Below are 26,117 nucleotides of genomic sequence, written 5' to 3' on the forward strand. Positions count from 1 at the left end.
GCCCTCAATCGGCGTTGACATGCTTTAGCAAGATGAGCACTTTCTTGGCCTGGTCCGCTCTAGCCTTATGGACCGCGAACTCATGTTCGTGTCCAGCTCCCAATGCGCGCTTGAACATCGATGAATAATGTTCGTATCGTTTGACCCAGAAGATGCGGTGAGACGAATCGATTGCGAAGCAGCCGCAACCTGCGCACATCCCCGGGTTCCGAATATTGAAATCGGGGGTTGTTGCTCCCCATCCAATGGTTTCCGATGCGGCTCGACATCGCGACTCTAGCGGGTTCGCTCGAATGAAACAGTTTCCGTACTCGGAAAAGTATATCCGCAAATCGTGCGTGGTAACGACGTCGGCAACTCGGTCTACCAACTCCGCAAAGGTCGAAGCGCTAGTGAACTGCTCCTCGTTGAAATACTTCGCGATTATGTCGCCCATACGACCTTCAAGCTTCTTCCCTTGAATTACTGAAACGAAGAAATTGATTGTTTCCGACGAGACGACTGCCTCGATTTCGTTACGCAACCGTGCCTCGGTCGGGTAGTACGCTGACTCGGTGGTGGCCTCGCTGTAGTGTTTGAAATGCTGGCGCACAGCAGGAAGCAAAGATGAACGAGCATCCAATATGTATGCCGCAAATGTTTTTCGTCCCTGGGACGGTAGAATGTTCCGCCCTTTAGTTTGAATGTATGCGGTCAAGTCCTCTCCCCGCTTGCTCTCGAGAGGTAAGCGGCTCACGTCGAGCTCCGATAAAACGAAGTTCTTGAAGCCTCGTCTCAATGCACCAACGGTGAATCGGCCGATGGACGAAGGTAGCCAAGCCACTCCCCGGCTCGCACTAAAGCTAACGATGAGCTCAGTCCTTTCTCCCAGTTTACGCCATGGAGCGAACAACTTCTCTAGCACGCATAGCGCGCGAACAGGCGGTGGAAGGTAGGTCGCACCAGCTGGACGACAGCCGAGCAACCAGTCATCATTTTGAGGGCTCGGCCTCCCTTTGCTCACGAGACCCCGAACGAAAAACATCTCTAACAAGCCGGAACTAGAGTACTTCCGTACAACGCACGAGGGCAGCCCCTCTTGTTCGTCCCAGCCGGCCTCCAGCCCACAAATTTCGTTACCGCGCAAGCCCACCATATACTGGAGAACCGTTGTGGCAGCGCTACTAACGCGATTGCAGAAATATCTCAGCGTCTCAACTCTGCGATAAGTCGTATCGTGGCCGTCTTGAATCAACACGTTGAACGACTCCAGCTTCTCTCTCCAAGGCGCGCCATCTGGTCCGCGCGCAGTGAACGAAAAATCGGCAATCGCCTCACGACCGAGCTTGGTTGCTTGCGCTCTTGACACTCCGCGCGCAAGAGCGTCGGTTCTAGCGTCAAGATATGACGTCTGTAAAGCAAGTATGTCTGTGGAATATAAGTCGACCCATGCAAGAGCGGCTTCAAGCAACGGATGCGAAATTTCATCCGGCAGCGGAGGGATACGCTTGATGACATACCTCGCGATTTCGCCGGTCACATCGGCTAGTTTCCGTCCCGAAAACGGCAATAAGTCGCAGCAGGGGAAACCTCGTGCGTGCACGCGAGCGCGTTGTGCGTAAATCAAGTAAGCGGTTTGAACTCGATTGTTGACCCGTCCATAGGTAATCTCATCGTCATCGTCAAGCGCTAGCTCGTCGTCTTCAACCTTTTGGCCCTTCAGCACTTGGTCGAAATCTCGCGCCTCTTCGTCGTCTTCATCTTGAGTGTCATCGTACTCGTCAGCTTCCTCGACAGATTCGATATTTTCACAGCTATCAGAAAGGCTTTGCGCGTCTTCATAAAAGCGCTCACGGTCCATAATGAGCGTCGGCAAATCTGCGAGATACTGCTTCCAATGTTCGCGGGTAAGCTCCCCTAAGTCTGTGAGGCCGTTATAGTTCATCCAACAGAACAACTCTTTCACACCAACGTTCATACGTACGGCGCTACCCACACTGAAGGTGCGCCCGTACCATCCTCCGTCTTGGAGCATTCCCCAGCAAACTTCCCGAAACGATTCAAGCAGAACCTTGTTCTGTTTGTCCGTTGACCGAGTGCCGTCGGGAAGCAGAAAGTCCCAGAAAATGTTGTTTTTCTGCCCGGGTGTAGTGTTGACGAATCTCCACACAAAGTCAGTCCACAAAGAGAGCTCGGAGACCCTCGTCGGGGGTCCGGACTCTCGAGCGTTTCGCGTGGTCGTCTTCTTCGCCTTTGTCTGTGCCTGTTTCATTCAAGCCAACCAATCGGGTTAAGTGAAAGCTTCGACGCTGCGTCCCAAATGTCCTTATCCGTAAAGGACGGAATCCACTTCTCCTGAAGCGCGATTTGGACCTCCTTGTAGGCCTCATTCCAGCGCGGCGTATCAAGATACTCTCTAGCCGCTTTCACCTCTTCGAGAAGTTGCAAAGTTCGCGCGAGCGAATAGGCAGAGAATTTATTGACGGTCCCCAAGCCGCACCCAGGACACCGTCCAAAGGCCTGACAACGCCGCCCCTTGACCTCGCCAGGGATTGGAGAATCAAAAGGGTCAGCACAATGCCATCCAGGCGTTGCGGCCAATATGTCTGAATATGTCGGAGCGCCGCGAGGGTCAATCCTTCCCTCGGTGATAATCCAACCTTCCATCGTGGTCATCACTTCGCCCAAGGCTTCCTGTCGACGACCTTGCGCGGGAACACCTTCATAGTGGTCGCGTATGACTTGGGCGCTTTCTTGACCGCCGGCGGCCTTCACGGCGCGAAGGTCATCTCCGCTCAGCACGCGAACGATGTCGAGACCGGTCGCGCGAAGATTACTAATGGTGATTTTCGGAAGACTGTGGCGCTTCAGAAACTCATTCAATGCGTACTTCCAGCATTGGTCAGAATCACTGCCAGACTGCTCGCCAGTCAAAAACCCTCGTACAACTCGCTCTCTCGTAACGAAGACGTAGAGGTTGTTCGCGAAAATCCCTGCATGTTCTCGGATTCGAGACGTCCATGCAACCACGAACTCATGCAGTTTCGCCGGGGAAAGGGGGTCGTCGTCCTGATGTGCGAAGCTCCTCAGATACTGCTTCTTCGCGCGATGTTTCACGAACCTGTAAACAATCCTCTTGACGCCCAAGACTTCTTTGTGAGTTATCTGTCGAAGGCGCATTCCGAGGAGTGGCCCTGTGTTTCCGAAAGTGTAGATTGCATGCAGCAGGACGAAAGGAATGAGTCGCTCCGGAGTCGGGTAGAACGGCAGAGTTACCCGATGTAGGCCATGTATGTTCTGGATTGCATGGCCCAAATCTCGGTCGATTCGATTAAGCTCAACCTGCTGCGGGATGAGCGGCATATGACGTTCCTTTAGACGCCAGACACACGCCTCGATTGCGGCATACCGTCCTCTGCCGCGACGCGTCTCGTCAGGAAGATAGGGTTTTCGCCCGGTGATTACTGCTCGCAGCGGCCAAAAATCGCGAATGGTCTCCGTGGCTTCTTGCCGGCAGGCGCGCAACAGCCCACCTAGTGTCACAGCGTCTAATGCCTCTGCGGAATTCTTGTCACCTGCGGACCTCGGGTACGGCCGATTCTGCCATGAGAGGTCTGGCGACAATCTCCTTCGCAAGTCGACATTCTTCCGCATCTCTTCCAGAAATTGGCGAACTATCCCCCAGTACCGCCTCTGGGTATCGTACGCAAGACCACTCTCTTTTTTGAGATACAAAATAAAGTCGTCAGTGGTTGAACGTGTGATTTCATGCGTCGGAAGCTCTTGAAGGCCCCGTTTCCAGAGAAACGTAACCCAGCCCTTGAATACCTGGGACTGCCCTGTTTCGAAATTTCGCTTTGCCTTTCGCTTCCCGCTGTTACACCATAGAACAAAAGCTGCGATGAATTCGTCAGCGCATGCCAAACCTGAAAACGAAATTCGCACGTTCGTTAGCGCCTTCTCAAAGAACGGTAGATTCTCCTTCTTTCCGATGTAAGAGACCAACTCGGATTTGATGACAACATTTTCGGCCTTTGTTGCGATAGCCTTCAGCTGCTCAGCGCTGAGTTGCGCATAGCGTAAACTGTTAGTATTTTTCATTGATGTGCCGCATGAAAGCGTCGGACACCGCAGCCTCAAAATCTCCGGCTGCTTTCAGATACCTGTTCATCGTGGTCGTCAAATGCTTGTGACCAAGACGCGCTTGGATGTATGCCCAAGGCTCCAAGTCGCCAGCCCGCTTCCGAGCGTAATAAGTCCAAACGGCGTAGGTATGCCGAAGGTCATGAAAAACAAAGAGGGGAGTTTCTTGGTAAAACGTCTTCTCTTCAACGACGCTCCCCCGTTGTTTGATTGACGTTCGTTCTTCTAGCACGCATTGGCCAGTCTCTACGCAAGCTTTCGCGAACTGACGCTCCAAGGTACGAACCGATACGCGCTTCCCTGCATGCTGACGAGTAATCACGGGATTAAGAAACAAAGCATTCGCGTTGGCCGCGATTCCGACTGAGGAGACGATTAGACTGCGTTCGCATTCCATATAAGTGAGCGTCTCCTGAATAAGCCATCCCGGCACGTCAACTCTCCGACGCTTTCTTCCCTTCCCAACGACCCAAAATTTATAATGTTTGTTCGGTTCGACTGACTCAGTCTTATAGCCGTTAAAGAGATTGCAATTCATACCGCGAATTTCGCTTATCCGAAGTCCTGAATTCAGCCCGTACTCAGCGGCAAGCCGGTCACGCGACGAGCGTACATCTAATCTCATGACTCGAATGGCTTCATCAGTTGAGTCGAACAGCACATTCTCTCGATTAACTATCACTTCTCGAGGTAAAGGACCTAGCTTTTTCATAATGCAACGCGCCTGCTCGAGTTCCATCACATGAACGGGTTCATCCTCTTCTGCAGTGAGGGAAACAGTGACTTTGTTTCTCGACGTTCCTTCTTCGTTTGAAGAGCTACCGTCTATGGGCCACAAAAGCGCGTTTTTAGGCAAGGGTCCATCGTAGATGACTTTCTCGCGCGCCCACTGATAAAGACCTTCTATCGTTGAAACTCTCCGTCGCGGAGTCGAATTGTGATATGCTTCGCCGGAACTCGGTGAAATCACCGCATTCATCACACCCACATAACGCTCAAGGTCTTCTAAGGTAGCTTGGTGCCATATAATTTCAAAGCAATCTAGAAAATTGAGCCAGTCCTTGCAATCAAACGCATAGGCAACAAGCTTGTTTATGACGAGTACTGAAGCTTTCTCCTTGAAGTGCTTTTCGTACAGGTAAAACAAAATTAACTCTGAGATTGCTCCAGAGATATCGTCCACAACAAAAGGGAAACCAGTCGGTAACAGCCGACCAATAACCGTCTGTAAATCGGATTCTCGCTTCGATTTTGTATCGGACAGTTCCTTGACCTTTCGTACAACCCATTCCGTGGGGTCGTCGGCACGTTCGATTGAGTCTTGGGCGGCGTTCTTGTCGGACATTTGGGCAATTCATATCATTCGCGACCTCGGTAAACTCCGTGTGGACAACTTGTCCGTACACAGCACAAGGCTGTGCACAGCCGCGCGAAGCGACGCCGATGTCAGTCTCCACATCGCTCAGGAAGGGCGTGCAGTTCGATGAAAAGGTTGTGCATAACGCCGTGCGTGGTGGGTGGGCTCACGCAGGGTAGACTTATCCTATTAAGGACTCTGAGCGATACTTTTCGTTGATTGAGGCGCCTGACCGAATATTAGCCGATGAGGCACGAGCCAGAAAATTGGAAATACCTATAAGTGCTTGATTTACAATGGGTATCCCGCTCATTAGCAAGTGTATAGGCCGCCCGGCCAGCGCTCAGGCAAACGGCAGCCGCATCACCGAGCACGAGCCACGCCACCGCCCCGTCCGGATACTCCTCCGGCCACTCGCTTGCCAGCATTCCCCGATTGCTGCTGCTCCCAAATCGTTCCCGGCCATGCCCTCAGCAGCCGGTCGCGCTGCTGACGCGCCCGTCTCGCTTCTCATGCCGGCAGTCACGCTCACCTGTTTCCAACAGTTTCTTCGATGGGCGAAGGGTGCTACGGACGAGATGCGACGTCATCGGGGAGCCACAAAGCTGACAAGGCCCCGACTTTGCGGGCAAGTCGCCCCGGTTTCGGGATTTTCACCCTACAACCCCGGTATGCGAGGCTGGATGCCGCAGCCTCAAGCAGACAGCGGTCCGCAAGCGTCGCAGCCGGAACGCAACGCCTGCGGGCCAGACGCAGTATGCGAGTCTCATGCGTACTTCCGGCTGCGATTGTCAAATGCCCGCTTGGTCCCCTCCAACACATCGACGACGACCTTGTTCATCGGCAGCTCTTCAATGGCTCCCGACCGGTACGTGATACGGTTGCCCTCGTCCCGGTTCATGTCGCAGCAGACAATCTGCTCGGCGTCGCAAGCCACGGCCAGGTTGGCGTTATGCGTAATCATGATGACCTGACGGTGCTGCTTCGCCTTGTTGATAACGTTCACGAGGAGGCGGAACACCGTCTCGTTATCCAGGTTCTCTTCCGGCTGGTCCAAAACAATCGGAATGCGGTCACGGTCTACGAGCAGATAGAAGATGAGCAATAACGCCCCTCGCTGTCCAGGCGACAGACGTTCCAGTGAAACCCCACCCATACTGAGTCCATACGTGAGCTGCGCGTACTCGAGCTGGTAGATGTAATCGAACAGTTGTTGGGGTTTCTTCTCACTGCGCAACACGCTGCCAAGATTCACAGGCCGTCTGTCTGTGCCCCGGACATCCACCGAGAGCGCCGTCTCGACCTCTGCAAAAAAACGCTCCAACCCGGCTTCGGTGTTCAAATCGTGCGCACTAAGCATCCGACTGACGAGGGCCTTTGACTCCTCGTATCCGACAAAAGAGCCCGCGCTTTGTTTGACGAAGTCGAATATGCCTGAAGCGAACGAATCAAACGACAGGTTCACGGAGAATTCGACGTGTAGGTGGGTGCGAATATCGCTGTCACTGTCCACCAGTTCCTGCACGGGACGATAAAGGGAGGCGCGCACCGCCGCCATTCCCCGGATATCCGCCAAAATCTGCTTTGCCGCAGCGGTGCGCAAGGTCCGAAGGTCCGTCAGCTCACCGTCAAGCGCAGGCAGCGCCTCGAGTTCCCACCACACCGCCCAGAAGGTGCCCGGGATATCCGCGCCCCCGAGAAGCTGCAGCCAGCTTTGTTCCCATTCGTCGTGGGCAGATAGTTCCTGTTGATATCGCCGGTTCGGCTCATCCAACTTCGCCTTCAGTTCCGCGAGCGTCGTCTCCGGCTGATGACGCGAGACAATCAGCGAGCCCTCGCCGTCCGGCGATAGGGCGCGCTCGACGTCGGTTTGCGCCGCCTTGATAGCGGCCTCAAGTGTATCGAGACCCGACAGGTCGACCTCCAACCGCACGAGCTGCTCGAAGCCAATGCCTAACTCTGAGAGAGCGTCGTGCATCTGCCCCCTGGCATCCTCAACGCTTTCCCGCAACGCTGCTACTCGTGCTCGCACTTCGCCGATGCGCCTTAGTTTCAGCCGAGCAGAGTCCTGTTCCTTCCGCTTCTGCGCAATGACGTTATCGGCTTCACGCAACTCGCCTTCGGCCTTTGAAATGGCCTCGTTTAGCTGTGCGAGACCAGGGTCGTCCGACTTGGGAGGCAACTGAACCTTCGGCTCATGTTCCTTCAGCACGCGGATTTTTTCGAGGAACAAGTCAAGCTCGCGTCGCAAGTGCATTGCGCGGTCGTGGCCGGCCCGCGTCGATAGCATGGCGATTCGCCCATTCAGCCTCTCGACTTCCTTCCGGTTACGCCGCAGCCTGTCCTGAATGACCGCGCTGCGAATCTCAATCACCTCGTCAAGGGACTTAGCGTTCTCCTTCTCGGAAGGAGAAAGGTGGGAAAAGATGACCTTCTGCAACTCCTTCTGCAGCAGGTCGTCCTTACCTTCGACATGGTCGTTGCACAACTCTTCGAAATAACGCTGGGGCAAATACTTGACCCGCTCTACCGCTGCAGTGTTGGTATCACTCGATAGGCTCCTAAATTCCCCTGCGCGGGCGCCGTGCGCCCAGTTGAGTCGCCCTTCGAAGGAGGCTGCCTTGTTGTCGCGCGGGAGGCGGAAGCGCTTGTCGGAAAGGAACGAGAAATAACGGCCGTTTGGCGTGTCACCCAGAAAGCCGATAACGTCTGCAAGGGCGCTCTTGCCGCTGCCCTTCCGGCCGATGATAGCGACGAGGTCTTCGTTGAATTCCAGCTTGGTGCCGTCAAACCAGACGCCAGGCTCCTTGCTGCTCGCAGTCTTGCGAATATCCACCCCACTCACGAAAAGATGCGGGTTTCGGCGAACAAATTCCAGCTTGGGCGGCTCTAGTCCGATGTACGAACGATTGTTGGGCTCCTTGCACGCTTGCAGCAAGCCGGAAAACGTGGGTTCAGCCTTTATCCACGTGTACTTCTCGTTTGGGCACTTACCGTAGTCTGCCAAACGGTGCGCGTCGCTTCCGCGAACCGCGAGCTTGGGCTGCCCGATGGCGGACTGGAACTCATCAAAGAACCTTTCGTTTCTCGGTGTGCGCATGCCAACAAAGGCGTCACGCGTATCAAGGGAGCTGACCTCGAAAATCGCCTCCATCGCGAGCAACTCCCGTGGAAAGTTGTAGTGCTCGCGAAACTGGATTTTCGCCATTCCATCGTTCGTATCGAACGGAATCATCAAGATGGCGTCGTCGGTGCCGAAAGTCTTCAATGCCTCTTTCACCGATTCCGGCGTGACCTCGATGGTCTTCGAAGCGGCGATAAGCGCGTCTGCATCATTCGCCTGAACTCTTTCGCGGGGCAATGACAACTGTGCGAGACGCTCGTTTGAAATGCGAACCCTGCCGTATTCAATCAGGTTGGCATCGACTAACGGCCGGTCGAAATTGGCGATACGAAGTTGCGCCTTGAATGCGTCCAGCTGGTCGTCAGAGAGCCGGGGATTGAGCAAGACGTGCATGTTCAGGCGGAAATTTCCCGGCGAGACCATGCGAAGCTCGATACCGGGAAACAACGTCGGAGTCAACGGTAGGGCGTCCGGCCTTTTTTGGTAGGAGCGGATGGCCTTGATACCGTCGAAAGTCCAGTAATCCATCACGCCGACCGCTACGCACCCCGAGGCGTTCATCGCGGACACAACCTCTTTCATCAGCGCATCGCGCTCGGCCTCACTCGCTGCGGTTCGCAATCTGCTCCCGCCACGCCACTCGTACGAGGCGGGCGTATGAATATGCAGGTCCCATTTGCCCCACGTCGAACCCCGGTTCATAGACTGCCCTCTGCTCTCAGTGTTATTACGTTTCTTTCAGGTAATCCCGTTCGGTGCGACCAGACAGTCTCGGCACCGACGGAATCAGATTCTAATGTTTGGACCCTACGGTGAAGCGACGCTGGGCAGAAGTCGATGGGCCCTGCGACGACGATAAGTAATGCGCCACAACAATCTAATAAGCTATTCGAAAGGAAGACTTGTGGCGGGAACCACCGGAAGACTCGCGGGGCACGCGCTGAAGGCGGCAAGGTATATTATGCTGCTTCGCGCTGATTGCGCCGGAATGCTCGTTGCAGTTAATAGTGGCAGACCAAAGCAGGTCGCGCCAGGTAGCGAGCGGGAACGCCGAATTGGCAAGCGTGCACGGGGGATAGCCGGGGGCCAAAGGTGGTCCGTGCGCGACCGGTTTGACACACCGAGGAACCTCACTGAAAACCAACGAGAAAAGAGCGAGAGCTATGGGTGCCGAAGCGATTGCCCGGGAAGAAATCGACCGGCAGCTTCATGCTGCAGGTTGGACCGTTCAGAACCACAAGGACATGGACCTGTACGCGGGCCCGGGTATCGCGGTTAGGGAGTTTCCGCTGAAAACCGGTTTCGCCGACTATCTGTTGTACGCAGATGGACAGGTTATTGGGGTTGTCGAGGCGAAGCCCGAAGGCCATACCTTGACGGGAGTGGAAACTCAGTCGAGCAAATATACGCTGGGCCTTCCGAACGGCTTGCCGGTGTGGAAAAAGCCGCTCCCGTTTGCGTACGAATCGACGGGCACGGTCACCCAGTTCACGAACGCGCTTGAGCCCGACGCCCGTAGTCGGGATGTGTTCACGTTTCACCGTCCCGAGGAGCTGATTCGCCTCGCCAAGCTTGGCGAGCAGGTTCGTGGGCGCCTGCGCGAAATGCCGCCAGTAGAGGAGCGGACCCTGTGGGGAGTACAAGGGAAGGCCATCAAGAAACTGGAGGAGTCGCTCGCGCAGAATCGCCCGAAGGCGCTCATCCAGATGGCTACCGGTTCGGGCAAGACATTCACCGCGTGCAATATCGCCTACCGGCTGCTCAGTTTTGCGAAGGCCAAACGCATCCTGTTCTTGGTTGACCGTTCCAACCTCGGCCGGCAAACCGAGGCGGAGTTCCAGAACTTTCAGTCGCCGTACAACGGGTATAAGTTCAACGAGGAATATTCCGTCCAGAGGCTCACCAAGAACACGATTGCCGACTCGAGCAAGGTCGTCATCACGACCATTCAGCGCCTGTACTCGATGCTCAAGGGTGACGAAGAGTACGACGAAGGCAACGAGGAAGTGTCGCAATTTGAAGTGGCAAATCCGCTGCTCAAGGAGCCCGTCCCGGTCGTCTACAACGCGAAGGTTCCCATCGAGACGTTCGATTTCATCATCATTGATGAATGTCACCGCTCGATTTACAACGTCTGGCGGCAGGTACTCGAATATTTTGACGCATTCTTGGTTGGCCTGACCGCAACGCCCACGCCGCAGACCATAGGATTCTTCGACAACAATGTGGTGGTCGACTATGGCCATGAAAAGGCCGTAGCCGATGGCGTCAACGTCGGATGTGAGGTCTACCGGATTGCGACCCGGCTTTCGGCCCAGGGTGCCACTTTGGAAAAGGAACCTGGCATCTTGGTGCCGCACCGGGACAAACGCACGCTCAAGAAGCGGTTGGCGGAACTAGCAGACGACCTGACTTACACGGCAAATCAACTGGACCGGGATGTAGTTGCGCTGGACCAGATTCGCCTTGTTATCCGTACGTTCAAGGAGCGCTTGTTCACGGAGATTTTTCCAGGGCGAACTGAGGTGCCGAAAACGCTCGTGTTCGCGAAAACCGACCTGCATGCGGACGACATCGTGAAAGTCATCCGGGCGGAATTTGGACGGGGCAATGATTTCTGCGTGAAAATTACGAGCAAGACGACCGGCGACAAGCCGGAGAATCTGCTTGCGCAGTTTCGCAACAGTTACAATCCGCGCGTGGCGGTGACCGTGGATATGATTGCCACCGGCACCGATGTCAGAGCCATCGAGTGCCTGCTGTTCATGCGCAACATCACGTCGGCGAGCTATTTTGAGCAAATGAAGGGGCGCGGCAGTCGAGTCATTGACCACGACAGCCTCAAGGCCGTCTCAGGCGAGAAAACGCCACCGAAGACCCACTTTGTGATTGTCGATGCCGTTGGAGTATGCGAGTCCGACAAGACCGCGTGCAAGCCTCTCGACGTCGACCATTCGGTCCCGTTCGGCAAGGTACTGCAGGCGGTCGCCCAAGGTTACGTCCATGCCGATATCGTGTCGACCCTGGCCGCGAGGCTGGCTAGGCTCGGGCGGGAGCTCTCGGCCGAGCAGGCTGGCGAGATTACAAAGGCGTCGGGCGGAGAGAGTCTAGCCACCCTAACAGGCCGGTTGCTGTCAGCGATTGACCCCGACGCGAATGCGGAAGCGGCAAAGCAACGCTTTGGTCTGGTCAGTGCCGATGATGCTTCCGAAGCTCAGCGGGACGAAGTGGAGCGTGACCGCATGCGGGAGGCGCTCAAGCCATTTGCCAACCCGAAGCTGCGCGAGCTTCTGATTGAGGTCAAGACGCAGGCCGAGCAGGTCATTGATGAGATTACGCAAGACGAGCTGCTGTCCGCCGCCTATTCGGCCGCTGCGAAGGAAAAGGCCAAGACGATAATGACGGAGTTCAAGGCTTTCGTGGAGCAGCACAAGGACGACATCGAAGCCATCCAGGTGCTGTACAGCAAGCCGTACCGGCTTGGGCTGCGCTTTGGACAGGTAAAGGACCTTGCGCGGAAGCTTGCGGCGGCACCATTCCATGTAAATCCGGCACAGCCCGATTCGGTGACGCGACTCTGGCAATATGCCGAACTCGCGGAGCCGGAGAAAGTGCGCCACGGTGGTGGGCAACATCTGGTGGATTTGATTGCACTCGTGCGTCATGCGATTGACCCAGCCACAGTGGCGGAGCCAATTGCCGATGTGGTGGAATCCCGATTTGCGCGGTGGCTGGGCGAGAAGCAGGCCCAAGGTATGAATTTTAACGACGAGCAGCTCGCATGGCTGGTTGCTATCAAGGACCACATCGCACACGCTTTGAGCATTGATGCCGACGACCTGACCGACGACGTCAATTTTGCACGTATGGGCGGCCTGGGTAAGGTTGTGCAGCTTTTTGGTGAGCAGTGGCGGCCATTGCTGGATGAATTAAATCAGAGGTTAGCAGCTTGAAGAAGCTCAGTTTTTGTGACAAGTGGCCGATAAAGCCGCTGGGCAAAACACTGCCCATCGAATACGGTAAAGCTCTTCCCGCCAATTTACGGGACGGAAGTGGAATAGTTCCGGTTTACGGGTCCAATGGCATAGCAGGAAGGCACTCGCGGGCTTTGACATCTGGACAGACTTTACTTATTGGCAGGAAAGGTGGTGCGGGGATTGCGCACCTTTCCCGGGAGGCGTGTTGGGTAATCGACACGGCCTACTACACGGTTGATGATTCAGTTTATGACCTGAGTTTTGCATGTTACCTGCTGCAATTTCTGCGTCTCGATGCGCTCGATAAATCGACTACCATTCCAAGCCTTAGCCGCGATGACTACAACGCGACGCTTGCTCCAGTTCCTACGAAAGATGAGCAGCGCATAATCGTTGAAAAACTTGACGAGCTTTTCTCTGACGTCGATACCGGAGTTGCAAGTCTCTCTCGCGCATACGGAAATTTGAGACGCTACCGTGCTTCGGTTCTCAAGATGGCGTTGGAAGGCCGCCTGACTGTCGACTGGCGCTCGAACAATCCTTCCACGAGTACTGGGGAGCAACTTCTTTCGCGCATTCTTACGGCGCGACGTGACGAGTGGGAGAGGGAGCAATCGGAGAGATTCTCTGCGCAGGGCAAGCGGCCCCCGAAGAACTGGCGGGACAAGTATGCTGAACCTGCTGGGCCCGACGTAAAGAATTTGCCGGAATTGCCGGCAGGATGGTGTTGGGCGACACTCCAGCAGCTCACTGGAACAATCACGAGTGGGTCGAGGGGGTGGGCAAAATATTACTCAAACGATGGTCCAATCTTTATTCGTTCGCAAGATATCAACACTGACTTGTTGAACATTGATTCTGTCGCACATGTGAATCCGCCGAAGGATTCTGAAGGTGGAAGGACTTTGGTGCGTCTTGGTGACCTGCTAATTACAATCACGGGCGCTAACGTTGCAAAGTGCGCCGAGGTTACGTGTCACATTGATGAGGCGTACGTGAGTCAGCATGTTGCGTTGGCGCGTCCCGTTCTGCCTGAAATTAGCAGGTACCTGCATGCGTGCTTGACGTGCGAATCGCAAGGGCGACGTCAATTGCTCAAATTTGCTTACGGCGCGGGAAAGCCAGGACTGAATTTACAACAGGTCGCCTCGGTTGTAGTGCCGTTACCAACATTCAGTGAGCAGTCGCAAATTGTCCAACTTATCGACGAGCAACTCGCTGCACATACTAGGATTGAAGGGCAATTGGAGCATGACGTCGTTCGTGCCCGTCAGCTTCGTCAGTCCATACTGAAGGCGGCATTCGAAGGTAAGTTGACGAGCGCTGAACATCTAATCGACTGTACTGAGCAGGCGGCGTGACTGTCCAATGATTCGTCAGAGTTGTGACTCTGACGAACAATGCTACATGCGTCAGAAGCTATTGCGCGCCAACTTGATGACTTACCCGCTAGCGTAGATGATTGGATTGCCAAAGAGTCCTCAAAGGAGCATCTACCGGTGAATGTTGGCGACGCGGAAATCTTAAAAAAGGAACATATCGATGAGTAACGCCACTCAGAGCATCGTCAACAAAGCCTGGAGCTTCGCTCACGTGCTGCGCGACGACGGCCTGTCGTATATGGCCTATACCGAGCAGATTACCTTTCTGCTCTTTCTGAAAATGGCCCACGAACTGACCCAGTCCCCATACAGCCGGCCGCCGATTGTGCCCAAGGGCATGGACTGGGAGTCTCTTGTAGCCAAGGACGGCGACGAACTTGAGGTCCACTATCGTCACGTTCTCGACGAACTCGGCCGTCAGCCCGGCATGCTCGGTGAAATTTTCAAGAAAGCGAGGCCGGATATCCAAAATCCCGCGACGCTCAAGAAACTCATCGTCGACTTGATTGGGGGCGAGAACTGGATGTCACTCCAGGCCGATGTGAAAGGGGACATCTACGAAGGGCTGCTCTCAAAGAGCGCTGCCGAGTCTCCGAAAGGCGCAGGGCAATACTTCACCCCGCGCGAGCTCATCAAGGCCATCGTCGATGCGATGCAGCCCGCGCCGAGTGATACGGTGTGCGACCCGGCCTGCGGAACCGGCGGCTTCCTGATGCAAGCTATCGACTACGTCAACCGCCACTATGGGGCCGACCTCGACCCCGACCAGAAGAAGCACCTGCGGAATGGATTCGTGCAAGGTGGAGAACTTGTTCCTGCCACCGCGCGATTGGCCATTATGAATCTGTACCTGCACGGCGTCCAGTCGCAGGATTGTCCGATTCGTTCGGGTGTTGATAGTCTCGCCAGTCAACCGAGTGAACGGTTTTCGATGGTGCTAACTAATCCCCCGTTCGGAAAGAAGTCCTCCATTTCTGTCGTTAACGAAGAGGGGGAGCTCGAAAAGGAGGAGCAGGCCTACGAACGAACGGACTTCTGGACGACGACGAAGAACAAGCAGCTCAATTTCGTCCAACACATCAAGTCCCTCCTGAAAATCCATGGCAGGGCTGCAGTGGTTTTGCCCGACAATGTGCTGTTCGAAGGCGGTGCAGGAGAGACCATCAGAAAGAACCTCCTGCAACAGTTCGATGTACATACATTGCTACGCCTGCCAACCGGTATTTTCTACGCACAAGGAGTGAAGGCAAACGTGCTGTTTTTCGACGCAAAGCCGGCACAGGAGGCTCCGTGGACGAAGGGACTATGGGTCTACGACCTGAGGACAAATATGCACTTCACATTGAAGACAAATCCGCTGAAGCGAGCGAATTTGGATGAATTTGTGGAGTGCTTCAACGCCGAGAACCGTCACGAGCGTAAAGCCACGTGGGGCGAAGCCCAGCCGGATGGTCGCTGGAGATATTTCGATTACGACGAGCTTGTGAAGCGGGACAAGACGAATCTTGACATCTTCTGGTTGAAGGACGAAGACCTTGAAGATTCGGAGAACCTCCCCGAGCCGGCTGTGCTAGCGCAGGAAATCGCGGATGACTTGGCGGCGGCCCTTGAGCAGTTTTCTGCGGTAGCGGCCCGGCTCATGTAACAACACTTTGATTGCATGGTTGAGGGCGGGCCGCAACTTCGGCGCCGCCTCTAAACGCAAGGTCTCAGACGATACGAGCGCGGGCGAGTTGATGGCAAACCATACAATTACTGCTTTCGGCCCGGCCCTGACTCCGTGGGCGCTAAGTCAGGAAGAAGCGGCAAGGCAAGCGATTGCCTCTCTGCGAGGATATGTCTATCAGCTGCATTCTTCGGTAGCCGCGTGGATGCGCCTCCCGCCCGATGGTGAGCTACATCTCGAAGTTGCGGAAGACTACGCAGAGCTCCTTACTTCCCCCGACAAAGCCGAGCAGATTCTCCGTGCGGTGCAGGTGAAGGACACCCGTGAGTCGGGCTCCATTACACTCAACTCGGCAGATGTCCTGAAAGCCGTAGAAACACTCTTTTCGCTCCAAGAAAGCAATCCGGGGCGACCGGTGTTCCTGACGTTTCTGACCACCTCACCGATTGGCAGAGAGCTCAAGGACCCACTCCCGAGCGGCACCCCAGCTCTGGAAGTGTGGTCCATTGCCGCAAATGGCGGTGACGTTGGGGAACTGCACGATGCACTTCGAGCGCGATTTACCAATGGCAAACTCGCCGAATTTCTTAACAACTGCTCGGCGGATGACCTTCGATGTCGTCTGCTGGCCAGGTTGACGTTTGCATGCGGAGAGCCACCTTGGGAGCAACTTGGAGAGGACGGAAGGGACCACTTGGTCCGCATCCGAAGCGAGGTTCACGCTGAGGCAAGCGCTGCCCGGAGGGCTTACGACGCTCTTTTCGGAACGCTATATAGAGCGGCGCTTAGACCTCAGAGCCGAAAGTTGGACCGCCAAGAGTTTATAAATGCTTTTGCGGAGGCGACCGCCTATTCACTTCCGTCACAAGTAGTCGCAGACCTGACCGGTAATATGCTCCGCTCAGCAGCGGAGGGCGCTCCGCCCGCGCGTACCGACGCCCCAACGGTCGCCATAGGTCGGCTAAGGGACGTTGCTCGAAAATTGCGCGACCAAGGCCGGCCACCCTCGCTATTGCCGCTTTTTCCGGATGCTCCAACTAGCGCACTAGCAGCGTTGGACAGCCTATCTGACGTGGACAGATGGGTCGTTAGCAGCGTTACTGAAAACGACAAACAGCCTGCACGACTACGACTCTCAGACCTCCTGCGCCATCCAGAGCTTCATCATATCGTGTATGCCGCGCCGGGAGCTGGCAAGAGCCACGCGCTCTTTCGCATCGCAACAGGTCCGCTTGAACAAACGAAAGACTCGAAAACATCCGCAGAAGACACAGACAGCGTTGATAGCGAGCGCCCAGGCGCCACGGCCAGCTCCGAGTCAGATGGTGTTCTGCCACTTCTCCTTCCCATCGGGGGCATCAAAACTGCAGACGAAGTGCTTTCGCAAATTCGAACTTTACTTCCAGACGTCGACGCAGCGGAAGTACTGCGAAGCCGGCAAGTTTGCGTGTTACTAGATGGATGGTCCGAGTTCGCAACGGGAGAAAACTTTAGCCAGCGTGCCGCCCTCCTTCGTACTCTCGCCGGGGTTCGAGTAATCGCCTGTGCTCGGCATCCAGATGAAAGCGACACAGCGTTCAAGCGCTGGTCTCTCGAACGGCTCACACCTGGACAAATTCGCGAGGTTCTGGAGTCAGCACTTGATGGTAGCCGAGCCCTCAGCGACGACCTAGTCGACCTACTGCGGCTACCGCTCATGCTGTCGCTCTACCTGCTGCTTGGTGGGCCTACTTCGACCCAAGGTGAACTAATTGCCCATTTTCACCGACATGTGTCGAAACAAATGCCGGAGCAGTTCGAGGATGCGCTTTCCGACGCGGTTTCGCTCCTTTCTCTCGCGAAAGAACGGTCATATAACAAATTTCTATCGGCACTGCGCAGGGCGGCTACAGCACGCGAAATTACGGAACCGCAATCTGCTTTGAAGCAGCTCGGCACTATCACCGCCCGAGGAAGCGTTGCAGTCGCCGTGCATGACTTGTACTGGAGCTGGCTCTCGGGTGCCGGTCTTCTACGCTGTTCACGGATTGAGCAATCGCTATTCCAACTGGATACACGTGAGAGCTTGTCCCTAGCTCTCCAGTCCGGTGAACTCGTCGAACCCGCCTTTGTTGCTTCGACTGCGAACACTGACGCAGTCTTGGCGGCGACGTTCGATTCGAGCCTTGGCCGCGCGTCGATGGATACCTCCCTTGCCGCCGTGCTTGAGTCGATGTTCCTGCATCCGCATCTAGCAGTGAGATGCCGGGGAGCCATCGCAGGTTTTCGTTCGGGCCGGGCAAGCTACGTGAGCAGGGCCCTCGATGTCGTGAGCGAAGTATCGGCAGCTCAACTTTATGTTCCAGAGTTGGTGGCGGCCCTGGATTCTGCGACACTATTCGCAAACAAGGTCGCGCTGGGGAACTGGCTTGGCGGCCCTGGAACGCAGATGGCCCTTGAGGCAATTGCCACAAACGGTGACGCACGATGGCTGCCGTGGCTGGAGCAGATGCTTCTCAGCGAGCGTGTTGAGCCGAAGCTCGCGCTCGCAGCGGCACTGGCATGCGGGAGCGAAATTCCAAAGTGGGGAGCCCAGCATCTACAGGGCTTAGTTTCTCAGTCCCCGTGGCATCTTAGGTTCGCCAGTAACCGACGGTCAAACCGGGAACTCGCTCTTTGGTTGGCAAAGAACTATCCGCAAGCGCCAGAGACTGCACCCAGTGGCTGGTGGCACGTTAACCGAGTACTGATTTCGTGCGGTGACGAGGGCGTGTTCGAAGAGCTCCTACTGCGTTTTCCTTCGATGAGCAAAAGCGCGCAGCAAGTCCTCGGGATGACAATCCCAGAGCTCGGGAGCGCCTGGGTAGCCAAATTTCAGAAGGTGGCCTTTGCATCGGCGGGCGCGCAACATCATCATCGTCTAGCTGAGACCGTAAGCCTAGAGATTGACGACGGCACTGCGCGCGACTGGATAGCCCGTGGCTACTACCACGCAGGATGGGAAGTGCTACTTGCTCGCTATGGAGCTAAAGCACTGCCCGAGCTGCTTGCACAACTACCGCCGTCTTTCGGGGGACAGCCGCGCGTGCTCGCCCTCGAGGTCATAGCCTCTCTCAAAGACACACCTGCCTCCTTTATCGATGAGCTGAACTCGCGTGTCTTCAACAGCGTCACTCAACAATTAGGCATTAGCCCGAAAGTCGGCGAGTCCGTCATCGAAGCCGCTGCAACGGTGAAGCCGCTGGGGATAGCTTGGCTTGTCCGCCAGTGCTTGTCCAATCCGAAAATCTTTGATGGTTACCACGCAAGGCGCTTCTTGGGTGCATATGTTGATTGGCGGCGCGAGACTGGAAACAGCATAACCGTTGGGTCCGCGACAGCTCAGCGTCCGTTCGAGGATTGGTACGTGGTGGGACGGTTCGTTCACGACTGGGACGAGCATAATTCGCCCGAAGCACTCAGACTTGTTCCTCACATGGCCGTCGAAGCAGTCGTTGGCCCGTTCGCCAACGACGATGACAAAGCCCACAAAGTTCTCGCACGCCTTGAGAGTTTGCCGACCTACGACCACGCGCTCTTTGAGCGGATGATTGGCAGCGCCATGTTGGTGTCGCTGATACCGAAAGTGTTCGCCGACGCGCTGAACTTATTCCCGCCGAACCAACTATTGCGTTTCGTCCAATCGGACCACGTAAAGCATGATGAGCTTTTTCATGCGCTGCGCACCGCAAGCGACCCCTCGTTTCTCGAGACGCATTTCATTCTAACGAAACGCGTCATCTCTGCTCCGCTCAACTTGGACAATATCCGCAGCGTGGCGAATATGTTGCGTAGCTATGCGCGAGACGCATTGTTGGAATACTTTCGACCACTACTTTCGCAAGAAGGATTCCCAGAGAGCGACAACCTGCACTGGTTGCTTCGCGAAGCCAGCATCATCCGGGGGGAATTGCTCATCGACGAACACGGCAAGCTATTGCAATAGAGCCCAAGAACTCGGCGACCACTCTAACTATGCGAAACATCAAGGCGATATCCCGTGAGCGATTCAATGTTTATGTCGACTGGACTCGTTCCGCGCACATTCGCGATGCAATTCTAGAGCTCGAGTGGTATGCGGATGTTCACGAACGAGTGCTAGGCGTCGTCGCCATGGACATGACGGACAACGACTATAGTCTTGTCGTACTCGGCCGTGATGAGGTCGGACGCTTCCGCGCAATCGACTTAAAATTAAGCTTTCCATATGTCGGTACTGCCCGCAGCCAATTGAAACGGTTGATGGCTCGACACATCGAAACGGGCAAAAAGGTCTTTCCTCAGCATGACGCCACAGGTGAGGCCTTCGATGTTTTGACGCCTATTGTGGAGCGGCAACGCCTACACCCCTCCTTCCTTGTTCTGTCCGAAAATAAATTTTGGGTCGGCGCGCGAACAGTCGTTTCCGAGATGATGAGGCACTTCGTAGATGTGGATGGCAACTTCGTTGAGCAATTTCAGACTACGGGGTTCGACGCTCGACTCTGGGAACTATATTTGTTCGCTTACTTTAAGGAAGCTGGGTTCCATTTTGACAGAGACATGCATGCGCCCGACTTCGTACTCGGTCGATATGGTCAAAAGGTCGCCGTCGAAGCAGTCACTGTCAATCCGAGTGATACGGAAGTCCTCCGTCGAAAAGACCAGCCCGCCTGGCAACCACGCGACCAAGCCGACATCGAGCAGCGGTTGCTCGCATACATGCCGCTCAAATTTGGAAGCACGCTACACTCGAAGCTATCAAAGAAGCCGCCTTACTGGGAGCTCGAACACGTTAAGGGTCTGCCGCTCGTCTTTGCCCTTGCAGACTTCCACGAGCCACAGTCGATGACGTGGAGTCACCCGGCGGTGCTTGAGTATCTCTACGGCCTCACACAGACTGCAAGCCACGACGAAGACGGCAACCTTCGCCTTGAAACCAAAGCGGTCGACCCGTACGTCAAAGAGAACGGCACAAAGATACCCGCTGGATTTTTCAATCTACCGAACGCGGAACACGTGAGCGGTGTCCTGTTTTCGAGTACAGGAACTTTGTCCAAGTTCAATCGTATTGGTCGAATCGCTGGATTCGGCACTGATGCGTCGAGGATGATACGCATGGGTGCGTGCCATCACCACGCCCCAAACGCTAGCAAACCGTTGCTGTTTCACTTCGAAGTGAAGCCGGGTGAGGTCACCGAAACCTGGGCAGAGGGATTGTCATTGTTTCACAATCCCAATGCTGGGATTCCGATAGCGGACGATATGTTCCCGGGCATCGCCCAACACAGACTGCAGGATGGACAGTTCCGGAGCATCATTCCAGACTTTCACCCCTATATGTCGATGACCTATCACTTTGCCACCACCGACAACTAGTCCCAACACTGGGCTTGCCCGCGAGAAACAAATCGTACTTGGCCGCATGAGCCACATGCTTACACAATGCTCGAGATTCCCGGTAACACTAAATAACTTCTGAAACGTTCAACCTGCGGGTCAGGTGGAGCCGCCGATGCTGAGCATAGTCTTCGACAATCTATCACGCCGGGTCAATCAAACTGTGGATGAATGGTTGGGGCGTCAGCCAGGCTCAGGGGCTTTCGTAGCCTCACGGACGGCGCGACGAGTTTCCTTTATGGTGGCGCACCCGTTCATCTGCGTATCGGCGTTGGTTGCGCTCAAGTTCCTCATAGCGATGCTCTGGTGGGCTGCCCCACGATTCCTTGCGCTAACGATTCCCTCCTACAGCTGGAGCAACGCCGAGTTTTCCGCATACTTCGGGACGCTCTGGTCAGTGCAGGCGACGATTGCCGCACTCGTCTACCCAATCGTGATTGCGTTCGTAGCGGTGCTTCTCCAACGGCGGGCAACAGCAAAACTTAGCTTACAGTTGTATCTGCTGGACGCGGCTGTGCTTCCGGCCGGCATCAGTTCGATTTCATTGGTCGCGACAATGGGAATTGAGTATCTGGCCGTTCCCTATGTGCCGCCAGAGTGGGTGGCCATGGGCATAGCTGGTGACTGCGCTTGGTTTTTTGTCGACGTTGCGCTTACCGCCTGGTTTCTGTACCGAACGGTTCGATATCTCAACGACAGCACCAGGATGCGGGTTTTCACGCGCTTTGCGGTTAACGTGGCCTTACCGGTAGACGTTCGCGAACGGCTCCAAGGCAACGTCTTTTTGCACGAAGGCCGTATCGACGAAACATTAGAAGACGAGGTCCGACCTTCGAACAAGCCGCACGTGCGGTACTTTCCATTGCCCGACGGCGAGCCCTGCGTCACCATCGTGGTTCGAGGTTCGAAGACGATTGTCGACGTCCGCCTCCGTCCGCTTCGTATAGCCGCGAAGTTGTGGGTCCGGGCACATGAGGGGAAGCGCTCAGTGGCCCCGCGCCTGGTTGCACAAGCTGGTCGACCGCTCCTTTCAATGACATTTGCCCCGGGCGAGTCGCTCAGCGGACGCGAAACGCTATGTACGGTCAGGAGCGGAAAGCCGCCAAGTCACATCGGGGCATTCCTAATTCGTCGCTCGGTGGTACTTGGACACAGGAAGCCCTCGATTTCCACCATAGATATCTTCGAGGAGTTGGCGACCGAGGTGCTCTCGCTCGTCGAGCAACGACGATTCGAAGGCGCGACGGAAACGATATCTGCACTGGCGGACCTTCACGCCGAGCTAATCAAAGCGGGAACATTCATCAATGACGACGGGGCAAACGATAACGCTGCTCTACTCGCGGACCCATACCAGATGGCAGGTTTGCGCCTCCACCAAGATTGGGTGCGAGGTTACCGGGAACTTGTCATCGCCGCCGCAACGGACGCGAATCTTGACACGTCGTTCTATCGTCGTTGCTGCTACCTTTCTTACCGTTTGCTCAACCGCCTGCACGACCAGCACTCAGACATCGTTTCGTACGTGCTGAACTTGTCGACATTGATGTCGCATCGCCTTGGAATCTGGTGGCAATCGAAGGCCGACGAGCGGGGTCTCACGACGCGTGACGCCGAGAATGCAGTGGCACTGCCCCTACCTGTATCCAGACAGTACGATTCCGCCCTAAAGACATTCATCGAAGGTTGGGAAGCCAGCTGCTATCGCGATATCCGTGTGCCCCGCGAAAGCGCAGGAAATGCGTGGCGCGCGCTGTCAGAGCAACTGAGATTCTCGGCAGAGTACCTCCGATACCTACTCAAGATGTTCTCTGGAGCAGTGGTCCGAGGCGACCGGGTGGCCTCTCTCTACCTCGTGGATTCGCTCCTGAAATGGTGGAGCACTCAAGAAACGCAGTTCGACGGTCACCCGCTGCCTGACAACGAGTTCCCCCTCCATACGCTAGCCCACATTGACGACGATTGGTCAGTCGTACGTACCAATATCGAGAATCTTCCAGATGGCAAGGAGGAGCAGGCCGCCACCGCGCAGGCGCTCGCGTCGGTCGTACTGCGACGCCATTGGGTGGACGTCCGCTTGGTAACCGCACTCGTATTGCTCTCATGGACGCGAGACGCGGCTGACGAGTCCGCATTTTCTTTCGAACTGGCAATTTCGTTATTGACAGGCCGCAGCTACAAGGATGGCGGCACGGTAGCGCTGAAGGAAATTGCCGAATTCCAAAGGGTCTTCCTGCATTTGATACGGGGGCAGATAGCTGACAGGCGATACGCGGGTCGGCTCGACGGCGTCGTGCGCACGATATGCGAAGCCCTTGAGCCTGACCGGCTTGGCGGACGAGTATTCTCCGGGTTTGGCGATGCCGATATGCACTCGCTTCTCAATACTCAAATCGAACTGCTGCTTGCCGCCGCTGGTAGCCGTACACCATCCGGGGTGTTCACCGTAGTATCGGCGGTTCCGTACTGGTCTCGGGACCTGAACCAGCTAGAGTCGCTGCGGCATATTGCTAGACAACTGAGTGACGCCCTGAACTGGCCCGGTCTCGCATCAAGACTACCCATTGTCGATAAGCTGAGGCGGGCGCTGGGCAAGACCACCAGCGCCGACGACGCGCGAACAGCATTGATAAGTGAGTTGGACGCCTTGACTACTGCTACTACCGAAGCAAGGCAAGCTATATTCGTGAACGCACAAGTCGCGGACAGCAGACTGCACCTCGCATCCTCGGCGGTTTCACGCTATGTCCTGGACGGACAATGCAAGACATTCCCACTGTCCATCGCAACGACGTTTATCGCGGAACCCCGCTCTGGTGATGTCTCCAGAGTGAACATTGCCAACGTTAGAAAAGGACCATTCGCGGACCCGCCTTTGGAAGGCGGACATGACTGCACCATCGAGTGGTACAACAAGCTAGTCGGAGAACAAATTGCTTCGAGCGTGCTTGAAAAGTATTTCCGCGCAAAGGGCACAGAGTCTTTGCCCGATGTAAACACCGCCATCTTCCTTGACGAGCTTGTACAGCAAGCTCAACGGATTCAACAGAGAGGCGGTACTCCGGTTGTCCTCGTCCCAAGTCAGAATGCTCCTACTTGGCTCGGTCATCTGCGTGAAGGCCCTGGCTTGGCAGCGAGTGCGTTCGCGTTCAGCTATCCGCATGCAGACGACCCAGCGAGCGTTATCGGTCATCTCGGAGACGTACCAATTCATGCGGCACCGATATCGGTTGTTGCCTGCTATCTCGTACCTCTGGACGACTTCGCGAAGCTTGCATACGCGGCCTTCGACGAAGCAAGGTGCGTTGGAATCGAATGGTCGCCAGAATCTTCCGAAACGATTCGACTTTCATTTGTCTGGGAGTTTTCGGTTTCCGAAGAAGCATAAGCGGCCTCCCAACGTCCGACGTATCGCCGCCGCCCATCAACTCCTTTGCCTACGAGAACGTCGGAGGTAAGCTTGGCGGCTGTGTCGGTCTCGAATCGTACAGTGAAGCAGTCTGTCGAATGATGGAATCGGAGTTTCAACGCGGCATGCCAATCGGATGCTGCGCAAGGGGGCGAGCAAGTCACGACGCTTCTTAAAAAGCACTTTTCTGCGCACCGGCCACCACGGGAAGACTTACCCACGGCACAGTAGTCATCTGACCTCATGGGGCGTCGTTCCCCGACAAGCCTTCAGCGTCGGATGCGCGACCTCGACTCACAGCAAAGGTAGCAGCGCTCGAAAAGTAAGTACGTCATGCCGACCGTTGGCTCTTTGCCGCCTTTGTAATTGTACGGAGCAAAACGTCGACGACGCTGACAGCGGACGCGACCGAGATTTCATTAATTTCGTAGTCCGATTCGTTGCAAGGAACAAACAATGCCCGTGCCGTCCCGTGGTCGATGGTCACATGGATACGCGCCTCTGGAATGGTCGTCGTCTCGCCAGCAGTATGGCGCACGACGAACACGGTGAAGACGCTAACCGATGGGTATGGCCCGCTCGGGTGTCTGTACCCGCCCACTCGCAAAGCTGCCGTTGCACGTTTCCAGAGACTTGTCCTCGGGTCCACCTCGTCAGCCGCTGTCAAGATAGGTTCCGTATCGACGGGTACTTCCTCGTGGTGGCCTGCATAAATCGACACCGACGTTCGCGACCACTCAGCGGCCCACGCGGACGCCATACGCCGTAACAGGCGGTATTGCTTCTCATCTCGCAGCGCGTCGACTGGTGAAATGCCGCCAATGTTTGCGTGGCGCGAGGTCAGATAGACAAACCTGCTCCACGGCGGAGCTGGAACGAGAATGCGGCAGATTGAATGCAAACGTCGGAGGTCAATCTCGCGGGCAGCGAGTATCGCCGGAAAATACTGGACTCTATCGACATCTATCGCAAAAACACTCCCGTTCGTAATCAGACATGCGAAGCGTCTCGCGCTGACGCGGAGTTGCCGGCGGAACGCCGTTTCGCTCAGCAACTCGCCGGACCGCGTCATCTGACGCGTCGCGGCAAGTGCTTGTCGCTCAGTATCGTCCCACAACGTCATTGCGTTTCATCCCAGCTCGGTGGCCGCGTTGGCTGTGGTCAGCAGCGTCTCCTCGTCCGCTGTGCAGGCCTTATCCGCTGTTGCCACCATGTACTTCATCGCACGACCTGCATGTGAACGCCTTGCACATACTGGGGGATGCCATTGTCGCGAAAGACACACGTTACCCGAACTGCGGTGCCGTCCAGGACCTGAGTCTGGGTGACAGGCTTGTTTGCGTCGCACACGTAGGAGACGAGTTCCCCGATGAAGTCAGCCGAGGCGGGCGTAATCTCCAACGTTGCACCTGGGGCGCACGAATGGTATTGGCCTTGGGTGTTCACACCACCGAAAACCAGCAGACCGTCGTAGCCGCTCGGATGGCGGATGAAGCATTGATTCGATGCTCCTACCGCCTTCGGCGTCGGGAGCGTCGTCGGCTTTTGGACAGCGGCGGTTTTAGTTGTGGTGGTGGCTGCTGGCTTATTGACGATACCAGGCGTGACAGCGCATCCCGCAATCAAAACTGCCGCAGTGGCCGCAAGCGTTAATCTCTTCATCCACTTCGTCTTGTTTGTTTT

Annotated in this window: 12 protein-coding genes; 6 read left to right on the forward strand and 6 right to left on the reverse strand. The window is 55.7% G+C overall.

Features of this window, described 5'->3' with window-relative positions:
- Positions 1-4: 4 nt before the first annotated feature.
- The 4 genes from AQ610_RS35800 to AQ610_RS05720 form a co-directional block, all read right to left on the reverse strand.
- A complete protein-coding gene (locus AQ610_RS35800; RefSeq protein WP_144411923.1) occupies positions 5-2,164 on the reverse strand; it encodes a hypothetical protein in 2,160 nt (719 codons plus the stop codon).
- 83 nt (positions 2,165-2,247) lie between these two features.
- On the reverse strand, positions 2,248-4,080 hold the full coding sequence (locus AQ610_RS35805; protein ID WP_144411924.1) for a site-specific integrase: 1,833 nt from the start codon (positions 4,078-4,080) through the stop codon (positions 2,248-2,250).
- Positions 4,067-5,467 carry a tyrosine-type recombinase/integrase gene (locus AQ610_RS32740; protein WP_080594973.1) on the reverse strand — a complete coding sequence of 467 codons (1,401 nt, stop codon included), beginning with the start codon at positions 5,465-5,467 and terminating at the stop codon, positions 4,067-4,069. The genes AQ610_RS35805 and AQ610_RS32740 overlap by 14 nt, the downstream gene beginning before the upstream one ends.
- 778 nt (positions 5,468-6,245) lie before the next feature.
- Positions 6,246-9,305, reverse strand: coding sequence for a TrlF family AAA-like ATPase (locus tag AQ610_RS05720; protein WP_006025737.1), 3,060 nt, complete (start codon positions 9,303-9,305; stop codon positions 6,246-6,248).
- Between the two features lie 461 nt (positions 9,306-9,766).
- Between AQ610_RS05720 and AQ610_RS05725 the strand changes: the two genes are divergently transcribed.
- The 6 genes from AQ610_RS05725 (at position 9,767) to AQ610_RS05745 (ending at position 24,413) form a co-directional block, all read left to right on the forward strand.
- Positions 9,767-12,556 (forward strand): type I restriction endonuclease subunit R, encoded by a 2,790-nt coding sequence (locus AQ610_RS05725; RefSeq protein WP_006025738.1) that lies wholly within the window; start codon positions 9,767-9,769, stop codon positions 12,554-12,556.
- Complete coding sequence (locus tag AQ610_RS32745) at positions 12,553-13,941, forward strand: restriction endonuclease subunit S (protein WP_009913249.1); 1,389 nt, start codon at positions 12,553-12,555, stop codon at positions 13,939-13,941. The genes AQ610_RS05725 and AQ610_RS32745 overlap by 4 nt, the downstream gene beginning before the upstream one ends.
- Before the next feature lie 181 nt (positions 13,942-14,122).
- Positions 14,123-15,607 (forward strand): class I SAM-dependent DNA methyltransferase, encoded by a 1,485-nt coding sequence (locus AQ610_RS05730; protein WP_006025739.1) that lies wholly within the window; start codon positions 14,123-14,125, stop codon positions 15,605-15,607.
- Positions 15,608-15,614: 7 nt separating this feature from the next.
- The gene (locus AQ610_RS37215) at positions 15,615-19,592 is read left to right on the forward strand and encodes an NACHT domain-containing protein (protein ID WP_144411925.1); all 3,978 of its coding nucleotides are present in this window, start codon (positions 15,615-15,617) and stop codon (positions 19,590-19,592) included.
- Positions 19,593-19,621: 29 nt separating this feature from the next.
- Complete coding sequence (locus tag AQ610_RS05740) at positions 19,622-21,004, forward strand: hypothetical protein (protein ID WP_006025741.1); 1,383 nt, start codon at positions 19,622-19,624, stop codon at positions 21,002-21,004.
- 136 nt (positions 21,005-21,140) lie between these two features.
- The gene (locus tag AQ610_RS05745; RefSeq protein WP_144411926.1) at positions 21,141-24,413 is read left to right on the forward strand and encodes a hypothetical protein; all 3,273 of its coding nucleotides are present in this window, start codon (positions 21,141-21,143) and stop codon (positions 24,411-24,413) included.
- Positions 24,414-24,765: 352 nt separating this feature from the next.
- Here the strand turns inward: AQ610_RS05745 and AQ610_RS35815 are convergent, their stop codons facing one another.
- Both AQ610_RS35815 and AQ610_RS35820 read right to left on the reverse strand, forming a co-directional pair.
- Positions 24,766-25,557, reverse strand: coding sequence for a hypothetical protein (locus AQ610_RS35815; RefSeq protein ID WP_144411927.1), 792 nt, complete (start codon positions 25,555-25,557; stop codon positions 24,766-24,768).
- 95 nt (positions 25,558-25,652) lie between these two features.
- Positions 25,653-26,096, reverse strand: coding sequence for a hypothetical protein (locus AQ610_RS35820; protein WP_144411928.1), 444 nt, complete (start codon positions 26,094-26,096; stop codon positions 25,653-25,655).
- Positions 26,097-26,117: the final 21 nt, after the last annotated feature.

The sequence above is a fragment of the Burkholderia humptydooensis genome, from assembly GCF_001513745.1.
In the GTDB taxonomy this organism is placed as follows: Bacteria; Pseudomonadota; Gammaproteobacteria; order Burkholderiales; family Burkholderiaceae; genus Burkholderia; species Burkholderia humptydooensis.

What these genes read in the sequence shown, in the direction of transcription:
- AQ610_RS35815 (WP_144411927.1), bottom strand. Translation starts at nt 25,557, where the DNA reads ATGACGTTGTGGGACGATACTGAGCGACAAGCACTTGCCGCGACGCGT.
- AQ610_RS35805 (WP_144411924.1), bottom strand. Translation starts at nt 4,080, where the DNA reads ATGAAAAATACTAACAGTTTACGCTATGCGCAACTCAGCGCTGAGCAG.
- AQ610_RS05745 (WP_144411926.1), top strand. Translation starts at nt 21,141, where the DNA reads ATGCTGAGCATAGTCTTCGACAATCTATCACGCCGGGTCAATCAAACT.
- AQ610_RS05720 (WP_006025737.1), bottom strand. Translation starts at nt 9,305, where the DNA reads ATGAACCGGGGTTCGACGTGGGGCAAATGGGACCTGCATATTCATACG.
- AQ610_RS32740 (WP_080594973.1), bottom strand. Translation starts at nt 5,467, where the DNA reads ATGTCCGACAAGAACGCCGCCCAAGACTCAATCGAACGTGCCGACGAC.
- AQ610_RS05740 (WP_006025741.1), top strand. Translation starts at nt 19,622, where the DNA reads ATGCGAAACATCAAGGCGATATCCCGTGAGCGATTCAATGTTTATGTC.
- AQ610_RS05725 (WP_006025738.1), top strand. Translation starts at nt 9,767, where the DNA reads ATGGGTGCCGAAGCGATTGCCCGGGAAGAAATCGACCGGCAGCTTCAT.
- AQ610_RS05730 (WP_006025739.1), top strand. Translation starts at nt 14,123, where the DNA reads ATGAGTAACGCCACTCAGAGCATCGTCAACAAAGCCTGGAGCTTCGCT.
- AQ610_RS35820 (WP_144411928.1), bottom strand. Translation starts at nt 26,096, where the DNA reads ATGAAGAGATTAACGCTTGCGGCCACTGCGGCAGTTTTGATTGCGGGA.